The organism is Nonomuraea terrae (assembly GCF_004348995.1).
Classification (GTDB): domain Bacteria; phylum Actinomycetota; class Actinomycetes; order Streptosporangiales; family Streptosporangiaceae; genus Nonomuraea; species Nonomuraea terrae.
This window is the reverse complement of the sequence record NZ_SMKQ01000276.1, coordinates 1-9,753: the sequence shown is the minus strand read 5'-3', so window position 1 is coordinate 9,753 and position 9,753 is coordinate 1. Positions and strand designations below refer to the sequence as shown.

At 73.4% G+C, this 9,753-nt stretch carries 11 protein-coding genes; 1 reads left to right on the top strand and 10 read right to left on the bottom strand.

Annotation, left to right across the window (positions count from 1 at the left end; all coding sequences use genetic code 11):
* Window positions 1-1,369, top strand: a 1,369-nt coding sequence (locus tag E1286_RS43175; protein ID WP_342776325.1) for an acyltransferase family protein, incomplete at its 5' end; no start/stop codon positions are given.
* On the opposite strand, the gene tsaD is transcribed toward E1286_RS43175, so the two are convergent.
* The 10 genes from tsaD to E1286_RS43125 all read right to left on the bottom strand — a co-directional run.
* Entirely contained in the window at window positions 1,350-2,381 is a 1,032-nt protein-coding gene (gene tsaD / locus E1286_RS43170; RefSeq protein ID WP_132622560.1) for a tRNA (adenosine(37)-N6)-threonylcarbamoyltransferase complex transferase subunit TsaD, read from the bottom strand. The two genes, E1286_RS43175 and tsaD, sit on opposite strands and share 20 nt — an antisense overlap.
* Window positions 2,374-2,805, bottom strand: a complete 432-nt coding sequence (gene rimI, locus E1286_RS43165) for a ribosomal protein S18-alanine N-acetyltransferase (RefSeq protein WP_132622568.1) — start codon at window positions 2,803-2,805, stop codon at window positions 2,374-2,376. Before rimI ends, tsaD begins: the two co-directional genes overlap by 8 nt.
* A gap of 11 nt (window positions 2,806-2,816) precedes the next feature.
* Complete coding sequence (gene tsaB, locus E1286_RS43160) at window positions 2,817-3,464, bottom strand: tRNA (adenosine(37)-N6)-threonylcarbamoyltransferase complex dimerization subunit type 1 TsaB (RefSeq protein WP_132622558.1); 648 nt, start codon at window positions 3,462-3,464, stop codon at window positions 2,817-2,819.
* Between the two features lie 27 nt (window positions 3,465-3,491).
* Window positions 3,492-4,418, bottom strand: a complete 927-nt coding sequence (locus E1286_RS43155) for an aminoglycoside phosphotransferase family protein (protein WP_132622556.1) — start codon at window positions 4,416-4,418, stop codon at window positions 3,492-3,494.
* Window positions 4,419-4,428: 10 nt separating this feature from the next.
* Complete coding sequence (locus E1286_RS43150) at window positions 4,429-4,968, bottom strand: class F sortase (protein WP_165970177.1); 540 nt, start codon at window positions 4,966-4,968, stop codon at window positions 4,429-4,431.
* Between the two features lie 3 nt (window positions 4,969-4,971).
* Complete coding sequence (locus E1286_RS43145; protein WP_132622554.1) at window positions 4,972-5,679, bottom strand: hypothetical protein; 708 nt, start codon at window positions 5,677-5,679, stop codon at window positions 4,972-4,974.
* Between the two features lie 168 nt (window positions 5,680-5,847).
* Window positions 5,848-6,309, bottom strand: coding sequence for a tRNA (adenosine(37)-N6)-threonylcarbamoyltransferase complex ATPase subunit type 1 TsaE (gene tsaE / locus E1286_RS43140; protein ID WP_342776324.1), 462 nt, complete (start codon window positions 6,307-6,309; stop codon window positions 5,848-5,850).
* Entirely contained in the window at window positions 6,306-7,358 is a 1,053-nt protein-coding gene (locus E1286_RS43135; protein ID WP_132622552.1) for an alpha/beta fold hydrolase, read from the bottom strand. Before E1286_RS43135 ends, tsaE begins: the two co-directional genes overlap by 4 nt.
* A gap of 43 nt (window positions 7,359-7,401) precedes the next feature.
* Window positions 7,402-8,547 (bottom strand): alanine racemase, encoded by a 1,146-nt coding sequence (alr, locus tag E1286_RS43130; protein WP_165970176.1) that lies wholly within the window; start codon window positions 8,545-8,547, stop codon window positions 7,402-7,404.
* 42 nt (window positions 8,548-8,589) lie between these two features.
* A partial coding sequence (locus tag E1286_RS43125; RefSeq protein WP_132622550.1) for an NAD(P)H-hydrate dehydratase occupies window positions 8,590-9,753 on the bottom strand: 1,164 nt, incomplete at its 5' end.

Here is a 9,753-nt window from a genome sequence, read left to right as displayed (position 1 = left end):
CTGCGCGACGGGATACACCGGCCGTGTCCCGGGTAGACGACGGGACGTGTCGCTGACGGCTGGTGCCATGCGGGAGATGCGGCGGCTGGCCGAGGAGACGCCGGCGCATCGGGATCGCCATGTCGACCTGCTGCGCGCCATCGCGATCGGCGCCGTGGTCACCGGTCACTGGCTGGCGGTGCACGTCACGTACGACGGCGGGCTGAGCGGCGGCAGCGCGGTGGAACTGGTGCCCTGGACGCTCCCGCTGACCTGGCTGTTCCAGGTCATGCCGGTGTTCTTCCTGGTCGGCGGGTACGCCAACGCCGCGTCGCTGGCCGCCCACCGCGAGCGTGGCGGCGACTCCGCGGCCTGGGCGTTGCGCCGTACCGACCGGCTGGTGCGTCCCACCACGGCGCTGCTGGCCGTGCTGGCGGTGGCGGCGCTGTCGGCGCGCGCGTTCGGCGCGGATGCCGAGCTGGTGGGCATCGGGGTGTGGATGGCCGGGATCCCGCTGTGGTTCCTGGTGGCGTACCTGGCCGTGGTGGTGCTCACGCCGGTGACGCACGCCCTGCACCGCCGCCACGGTCTGGCGGTGCCGGTCGCGCTGATCGCCCTGGTCGGCGTGGGGGACGCGGCGCGGATGCTGGACCGGGCGCCCGTGCTGGGCGAGGCCAACTTCCTGTTCGCCTGGCTCGCCGTGCACCAGCTCGGCTTCGCCTGGCAGGACGGCCGTCTGCCCGCCCGGCCGAAGGTGGGCTGGCCGCTGGCGGTCGCGGGGCTGGCCGTGCTGGTGCTGCTGACCGTGGCCGGCCCGTACCCGCTCGGCATGGTAGGCCAGAACACCTCGCCGCCCACCCTGGCGCTGCTGGCGCTGGCCCTCACGCAGACGGGGCTGGCGCTGGCCTCACACGGCCCCGCCTCCCGGTGGCTGCGGCGGCTACGTCCGTGGACGGTGGTCGTGGCGATCAACTCGGTGATCATGACGCTCTTCCTGTGGCACATGACCGCCGCCGTGCTCGGCGCGCTGGCGTTGTACCCGACCGGACTGCTGCCGGACCCGCCGCCGGGCACGCCGCTGTGGCTCGTGCTGCGGCTGCCCTGGCTGGCCGCGCTGGCCGTGATCCTCCTGGTGCTCGTAGCGGTCTTCGGGCCGGTGGAACGGCGCTCGGGCCCCAGCCCCGCGGCGGGAGCCAGGGCGGGGATGACGGCCGGCGTGCTGACGTGGGCCGGGATGGCCGCCGTGCTGGCCGGGATCCTCGCGATCGCGGTGGCCGGGCCAGGAGACCACGGGCTGACCGGCATGCCGCCGGCGGCCCTGGCCGGCTATTTCGCCGGCGCCGCGACGCTGCGTCTCACCCGCGCCCGGTTCAGACGTGCACCGTCGTGATCGGCAGCGAGGAGTCGGCCGGGATCTGCAGCGTCGAGGGCCTGACACCGGCCGCCACCAGGTCGGAGCCGAGCGCGGCCACCATGGCGCCGTTGTCGGTGCACAGGCCCGGGCGGGGCACCCGCAGGCGTACGCCGGCCGCGTCGCAACGCTCCTGGGCCAGCGCGCGCAGCCGGGAGTTGGCCGCCACGCCGCCGCCGATCAGCAGGTCGTGCACGTCGTACTTCTTGCACGCCTGCAGCGCCTTGCGGGTCAGCACGTCGACCACCGCCTCCTGGAAGGACGCCGCGACGTCGGGCACGTGGATCGACTCGCCGGCCGCCTCGCGGGCCTCGACCCAGCGCGCCACGGCCGTCTTGAGGCCGGAGAAGGAGAAGTCGAGCGTGCCGTCGTCGATCTTGCCGCGCGGGAACGCGATCGCCGCACCGGAACCGTCGCGGGCGGCCCGGTCGATGTGCGGGCCGCCGGGGAACGGCAGCCCGAGCACCCTCGCCACCTTGTCGAACGCCTCACCGGCCGCGTCGTCGACGGTGGAGCCGAGCGAGATCACGTCTTCGGCCACGTCGGGTACGAGCAGCAGCGACGAGTGACCACCGGAGACCAGCAGCGCCACGCACGGCTTGGGCAGCGGCCCGTGCTCCAGCTGGTCGACCGCGACGTGGGCGGCCAGGTGGTTGACGCCGTAGAGCGGCACGCCGAGGCCCAGCGCGTACGACTTGGCCGCGGCCACGCCGACCAGCAGCGCCCCGGCGAGGCCCGGACCGGCCGTCACGGCGATGGCGTCGATGTCGGAGAACTTCAGCCCGGCCGCGGTCAGCGCCGCATCCACGGTGGGCGTCATGGCCTCCAGGTGGGCGCGCGAGGCGACCTCGGGCACGACGCCGCCGAAGCGCGCGTGTTCGTCCATGCTGGAGGCGATGGTGTTGGCCAGCAGTGTGTGGCCCCTGACGATGCCGATGCCGGTCTCGTCGCAGGACGTCTCGATGCCCAGGACCAGAGGTGCGTCAGCCATCCAGCTTCCTTCTCATCATGATCGCGTCGGTGCCGTCGTCGTAGTAGCGGCGGCGGATGCCGATCTCCTCGAACCCGAAATGCCGGTAGACCGTCTGCGCGCGCGGGTTGTCGGAGCGTACTTCCAGGAAGATCTCGCGCGCGCCCCGGCGGCCGGCCTCGGCGAGCAGCGCGGTGAGCATCGCGCTGCCGATGCCGGTGCCGCGGTGTTTCTCCAGTACCGCGATGGTCTGCACGTCGGCCTGGTCGGCCGCGGCGGCGAGCCCCGCGTAGCCGACGATCTCGTCGTCGACCAGCGCCACCACGTAGTGGCGGGTGCGGGGCATGTCGGCCAGCTCGCCGCGCATCATGCCCTCGCTCCACGCGTCGAGCGGGAACGTGGTGCGCTCGATGGCCATGACCGCCGGCAGGTCGTCCACGGTCATCGGCCGGAGTTTCACGCCGTCACCCTCTTCGGCGCGCCGGGCACCACGGCGTCGGGCCTGCGCAGGTAGATCGGACGCGGCGGATCGAGCGGAACGCCCGCCGCCAGCCGCTCGGCGGCCAGGGCGGCGAGGGCCCCCGCGTAGGGGTAGGGCGGCGCGCCGCCGCCGTCGCCGAGGACGTCGGGGTAGAGCGTGGCGGCCGCGCCCACCACCGGCAGCCCGTTCACGGGCACGTCGGCGGGACGGTCGACGAACGGCCCGTCGACCCGGGTGCGCATGTCGGAATAGCGCGCCCAGAACACCTCTTTGCGCCGCGCGTCGGTGGCCGCCAGGAACGGCTCGGTGAGCCCGCTGCCGTAGGCGACCGCGTCGAGTGTGCAGATGCCGTACGCCGGGACGCCGAGCGTGCCGGCGAGGCCCTGCGCGGTCATCAGCCCTACGCGCAGGCCGGTGTAGGGGCCGGGGCCGCTGCCGGCCACGATGGCCGTCACCTCGCGCAGCGGGACGGCGGCCTCCTGGAGGACCTGCTCGACGGTGGGGACGAGCAGCTCGCCATGGCGCCGGGCGTCGATCGTCGTACGCTCGGCGAGCACCCGCTCCCCGTCGTGGAGCGCGGCGGTGACGGCAGGTGTCGCGGTGTCAAAGGCCAGGACCAGCACGACTCTCAAGCCTACCCGCCGCCGGGGTCACACCCAGCCGGTACGCCGCTTCAGCCAGTCGAGGGCCACCACGCCCTGGGCCCGCTGGAACGCCCGCAAAGTGGGCAGACCGGGGGGATCGGGCTGGAGAGACTGCCGCAGCAGGTAGCCGGCGAACGCGGCCACCACCACCGTGATGGCCGGATCGGGGTCGGTGCACAGCTCGTCGGGCGGCGGCCCGCCCTGCATCCTGACCGACGGCAGCATGGCCAGCCGGTCGAACCAGGGCGCCCCGAGGCACGCGTACGGCCAGTCGACGAGGTAGACCCGATCGCCGGCGAGCAGGATGTTGTCGGCCCGCAGGTCACCGTGGACCAGGCTGTCGCCGGCCGCCGCCGCGGCCCACCCCGACTCCAGCTCGGCCAGCTCACCGAGGTGGCGCACCGCCCACGGGTCGAGGCCGGTGGTGTCCTCGCCGAGCAGCCGGCGCCAGCCGCGGAAAGCCTCGCCGAACGCCGCGCCGACGGTGGGCACCTGGACCGGCGACGGGGTGAGCTCCACCGCCATCCGCTCGATCGCCGCGAGCACCACGTCGAGCTGCTCGCGCCGCCACGGCAGCTCCGGGTGCTCGCCCTCGACGTCCTCGAAGACCAGCGCGACCCAGCCTTCCAGCTCGAAGCCGGTCAGCAGCCTGGGAGCGGGCACGGACGCGGGCAGCGCAGCCGCGACCTTCAGCTCGGCCTGGTAGAGCTCGACGGTCTTCGGGTTGGGCTCGGGCCCGACGGCCTTGACGAACGCGCGCCTGCCGTTGCCGGCGCGCAGGCGGGCGGCGCAGGCCGGGGAGAAACCGCCCGGCTGGGTGACGGCCTCGACCACCGGCCCGCCGAGGAACTCCGCCACCGCGGCGCGCACGCCCGGATGCACGTCGTGCCACGGCACGCGGACGCCGGACGCAGGCGGGTTGTCGCCGCTCATCGCCGCCCTTTCAGACCGGTGAGGCGTACACGATGACGTTATCGAGGTACTCGCCGTTGGCGTAATCGAATTTCCCGCCGCACGTCACCAGCTTGAGCCCGTCCTCCACGTAGACGCGCTTGGTGGGGAAACGGTCCTTGTGCACCTGTTCGACGGAGTCGACCTTGTACGTCACCACCTTGCCGTCGCTGCGCTCCACCTTGACGGTCTCGCCCTTGCGTAACTGGCGCAGGCGGTAGAAGACGGCGGGCGCCGTCTTGGTGTCGACGTGCCCGATGATCACCGAGGCGCCCTTCTCACCGGGCACCGCGCTGCGGGCGTACCACCCGGCCGTCTTGGGCTTCTCGTACGGAGGCAGCTCGACCTCGCCGTTCTTGAGCAGGCCGAGCTTCATCAGCGGGGCCTCGACGTCGATCGACGGGATGTCGATGCTCTCGGGCACGACCGCCTTCGCCGGAGTGGTGTTCTGGGTCTGCAGGTTGCTGCCGAACGCGGCGAGCACCAAGCCCGTCACCGCGCCGGCCAGCACGACCCGTCCTGGACGGGCCATCGGCTACGCCTTGGACCGACGCTTGATCGCGATGCCGACGCCGGCCGCCAGGGCGAGGCCGATGAGCACGCCGGCGGGGCCGAGCGGGATGGACGACTCGTCGGCGGCCTCCTGCGCGTACGTGCCGCCGCCGCCCGCCCGGGGCGCCCGGCTGGGCAGGCCGGTGGGCACGTCGTCGTCCTCGCTCTCGTCGGCGGGCGGCGCCACGACGCGGAGGGTGGCGCGGCCCATGTCGTTGGTGCCGTCGCACTTGACGTCGACCCGGTAGCTGCCGCGCCGGATCGTGCCGGAGACCTGGGCCTCGCCGCGCACCCACGGCGAGGCGGCGGCCGGCGAGGAGGTCGCGGTGGGGGTGACGGAGGCCGCGGGCACCGGGTTGAGCGTGACGCCGCTGATGAACGCCCTGGACGTGGCCGTGCCGGTGTGGGCGGGACCGCCGGTCGGCACCGGGCAGTTGGCTAAGATCCACACGCCGGTCGTCTCGCCGGCGTTGACGCGGTCGGGGTTGAGCTGCACCGAGATGGTCGGCCTGGTGGTCGTCGGGCTGGGGCTCCCAGTGGTGGTCGCGGTCGCCGTCGCGGTCGGGGCGGCCGTGCCGCTCGCGGTGGGGGTGGGGGTGGCCGTCGGATCGGTCTCGGCCGAGGCTGTGCAGCCGGTCAGACCGACCATGACGATGGCTCCCGCGTACGCGACTCGCCTGACCCTGAGCACCGGCCGCACCCCACTCTGCCGTCGTACAACCCAGCATCCACCGGATCTGTGGATGTCGCCCCTCGTGATACCCAGAAAATCTGGGCGAATCCCTGACCAACGATCATGTTTCAGATCGCCGGGCGGTTACGTCAAGGGTGCCAGGCGTACCGGTGCTTTACCCGCCGATTAATCTTGCAGCGGATCAGACGGCGTGTCGGCCCACCGCGCGCCCACGCCGCGCAGCGTCACGACGCGGGCGTCGTCGCCGTCCTCGCGGTCGATGTGGATCTCCAACCGGTCTTCCGACAGTCCCTCGACCAGCCCCTCGCCCCACTCGACGACGGTCACCGACTCCTCCAGCGAGGCGTCGAGGTCGAGGTCGTCGACCTCCAGGCCGCCGCCCAGCCGGTAGGCGTCGACGTGGACGAGCGGCGGGCCCTGGTGCAGCGACGGGTGCACCCGGGCGATCACGAACGTGGGCGAGGTGATCGGGCCGCGTACTTTGAGCCCTTCGGCGATGCCCTGCACGAGTGTGGTCTTGCCCGCGCCGAGCGGGCCCGACAGGATCACCAGGTCTCCGGGCCGCAGCCGGGCGGCCAGGCGGGCGCCGTAGGCGCGCATGTCGTCGGCGGTCGCGAGTCTCGTCACAGCTCCACCCTCTTCACCAGGTCGCGCAGCGCGTCGTTGACGACGCCCGGCCGCTCCAGCTGGATCAGGTGGGAGGTGTCGGGCACCTCGGTGAGCTGGGCCTTGGGCAGCGCGGAGGCGATGGCCTTGCTGTGGTCGGGCGGGGTGAGCCAGTCGCTGTCGCCGACCAGGATCGCGGTGGGCACCGGGTCGAGCACGTGCAGCGCGGAGAGCTTGTCGTGGTTCATCAGCGCGGGGTAGAAGTCGGCGACCACCTCGGTCGGCGTCTGCCTGATCATCGACTCGGCGAAGTCGACCACGGTGGGGCTGACGTTGCCGGAGTCGCCGAAGCCGAAGTAGCGGGTGAAGAGGAAGGCGATGTCGCTGCCGGCGTTACGGGTCTTGTCGATCAGCGAGCCCCGCTTGCCCAGCATCGAGACCGTGGTGGGGGCGAGCTTGTGCACGACCTTGGAGAGCATCGCGGGCAGGCCCAGCGTCAGCTCGGCCAGCTTGCCCGCCGAGGTGGCGATGAGCGCCACCGCGCGGATCTTGTCGCCGAAGAGGTGGGGGTGGCGGTCGGCCAGCGCCATGATCGTCATGCCGCCCATGGAGTGGCCGACGAGCACGCACGGCCCCGGCACGAACTCCTCGATCACCTCGGCGAGGTCCTCGCCGAGCCGGTCGATCGTGCTGTCGTCGGCGCCGGCGCGCTGCGAGCGGCCGTGGGAGCGCTGGTCCCACAGCACGACGCGGTAGTTCTCGCGCAGGTCTTTGCGCTGGTAGTGCCACGACTCCAGGCTGAGGCAGTAGCCGTGGCAGAACACGATGGTCAGCGGGGCGTCCTCGGGGCCGTCGACCTCGACGTGCAGCGCCTTGCCGTCGGAAGTGATGAGCGTGCGCTGCCTGCCGCGCAGCTCGCCGAAGGGCTCGCTGGCCTCCGGGTCGTGGCGCAGCCGGATGCGGCCGACCGCGTACCGCTTGGCCAGCGCCGCCGCCGCGACACCGGCCGAAGCCGCGCCGACGAGCGCGCCGGCGATGCCCACCCTGCGCCGAGTGGTCGTCGTCGTCATCTCCCCGATCCTTTTCCCGCTCATGGCCGCCGCGCGCTCGCCGTCACTCCGTGCTCCTTCTCTCGTAGACCCGCGGCACGCGCGAGCCGATCCTGGTCACGATCTCATGCGTGATCGTGCCGAGGCTATCGGCCCACTCCTGGGCGGTCGGCTCGCCCCCGTCACCGGGCCCGAACAGCACCACCTCGTCGCCGGCCGACAGCTCATCGTCACCGAGGTCGATCATGAACTGGTCCATGCACACCCGGCCGGTGATCCGCCGGCGGCGCCCGCCCGCCAGGACCTCGGCACGGTCGCTCGCGTGGCGCAGGATGCCGTCGGCGTAGCCGAGCGGGACGACGGCGATCGTGGTCTCGCGCTCGCAGACGTGGAGGTGGCCGTAGGAGACGCCGGACCCCTCGGGCACGCGCTTGACCAACGCGACCCGGCCGACCAGCGTCATCGCCTGGCGCAGGCCGAAGTCGCCCAGTTCGGGGATGGGGCTCAGGCCGTACATCGCGATGCCGGACCTGACCATGTCGAAGCGGGCCTCGGGCAGCGTCATGAGGGCGGCGGAGTTGGCGATGTGCCTGATCACGTGGGAGCCGGCCGCGCCGGCCTGCTCGGCCAGCTTCAGCGCCGCCTCGTACGTCTCCAGCTGCCGCCGGATCGAGGGGTGGCCGGGGATGTCGGCGCAGGCGAAGTGTGTCCAGATGCCGGTGATGTCGATGACGCCCTCGGCCTGCAGCTCCATGGCCCTGGACAGCAGCCCCGGCCAGTCGGCCGGCGGCGAGCCGCCCCTGCTCATGCCGGTGTCGGCCTCCAGGTGGGTCTTCGCGGTGATGCCGGTGCGGCGCGCGGCCTCGGCGATCTCGTCGAGCAGTCGCACGTCGGAGGCCGACAGCTCGATGTCGCGGGCCAGCGCCTCGTCGAGCGCCTCTCCCGGGGTGATCAGCCAGGACAGGATCGGCGCGGTCACCCCGCCCGCGCGCAGCGCCAGGGCCTCGCTGATGACCGCGGTGCCGAGCCGGCCGGCCCCGCCCTGAAGCATGGCCTCGGTGGTGGGCAGCAGGCCGTGGCCGTAGGCGTCGGCCTTGACGGCCCCCATGAGCTCCGCGCCGCCGGCCCGCTCCTTGAGCTGGGCCACGTTGTGCCTGATGGCGGCCAGGTCGACTCGTGCCTGCGCGGGCGTGGCGATCGAGGAGTACATCCTTCTAGTGTGGCAGCTGGCGCACGTGGTCGAGCGCGCTTCTCACCGCTCGCCGGGTTTTTCACCGGACGCCGAGCCGCTGGTCACGGCACGGATGGCGGCCGGCACGGCGGTGGCGACGTCGGCCGCCGCCAGGGGTGCGCCGTCGGCGGCCAGCCGCCCGGCCAGCCCGTGCACGTACGAGCCGCACGCGGCGGCGTCGTAGCAGCTCAGCCCCTGGGCGAGCAGGGCGCCCGCGACGCCCGACAACACGTCTCCGGTGCCGCCGGTGGCCAGCCAGGAGCTGCCGGTGACGTTGACCCGCGCCTGCCCTGACGGCTCGGCGATGAGCGTGGTGGAGCCCTTGAGCAGCACGGTCACGCCCAGTTCGGCCGCCGCCGCGCGGACGTGCTCCAGCCGGGCGGCCTCGATGTCGGCGCGCTCGGCGCCGGTCAGCCGGGCCAGCTCCCCGGCGTGCGGCGTGAGCAGCACCGGCGCCGTACGCCGCAGCAGCTCGCGGTCTTTCGCCACGATCGTCAGCCCGTCGGCGTCGACCAGCACGGGCACGTCGGAGGCGAGCACGGAGGCCGCGAGCTCGTGCGCCCGCTCGTCCGTGCCGAGGCCCGGACCGAGCACCCACGCCTGCACCCGTCCCACGCCGTCGATCGAGGGCCGGTCCAGCACCGTGATCACCGCTTCCGGCCAGTGCGCCCGCACCTGCGCGACCGGCTCCTCGGTGCCGGCGTAGCGCACCATGCCGGCGCCGGCGCGCAGCGCGCCGCCCACGGCCAGCACGGCCGCGCCGGTGAACAGGTGGCTCCCGGCCGCGACGCCGAGCACCCCTCTGCGGTACTTGTCGGACTCGGTGCCCGGCCGGGGCAGCAGCCGCGCCACGTCGTCGTGGCCGAGCGCGACCACGTCGGGATCGGGCACGTACGCCCCCAGCCCGATGTCCACCAGCTCGACCCGGCCCGCGAACTCCGCCCCCGGATCGACCAGCAATCCCGTCTTGTACGCCCCCATGGTCACGGTCACCGCGGCGCGCACGGCCGCCCCCTCGGCCCGGCCGCTGCTCGCGTCGACCCCGCTCGGCACGTCGACGGCCACAACCCGGCCCGGCGCCGCGTTGGCCGCCTCCGCCAGCCGCGCGTACGGCTCCCGCAGCGCCCCCGACGCCCCGATCCCGACGAGCCCGTCGAGGATCAGGTCGGCGGCGTCGATCTCGGC

Coding starts and splice junctions, on each gene's coding strand:
- E1286_RS43155 (WP_132622556.1), bottom strand. CDS start 4,418: ATGAGCGGCGACAACCCGCCTGCGTCCGGCGTCCGCGTGCCGTGGCAC.
- E1286_RS43150 (WP_165970177.1), bottom strand. CDS start 4,968: ATGGCCCGTCCAGGACGGGTCGTGCTGGCCGGCGCGGTGACGGGCTTG.
- E1286_RS43135 (WP_132622552.1), bottom strand. CDS start 7,358: ATGACGACGACGACCACTCGGCGCAGGGTGGGCATCGCCGGCGCGCTC.
- rimI (WP_132622568.1), bottom strand. CDS start 2,805: ATGACCGTGGACGACCTGCCGGCGGTCATGGCCATCGAGCGCACCACG.
- alr (WP_165970176.1), bottom strand. CDS start 8,547: ATGTACTCCTCGATCGCCACGCCCGCGCAGGCACGAGTCGACCTGGCC.
- tsaD (WP_132622560.1), bottom strand. CDS start 2,381: ATGGCTGACGCACCTCTGGTCCTGGGCATCGAGACGTCCTGCGACGAG.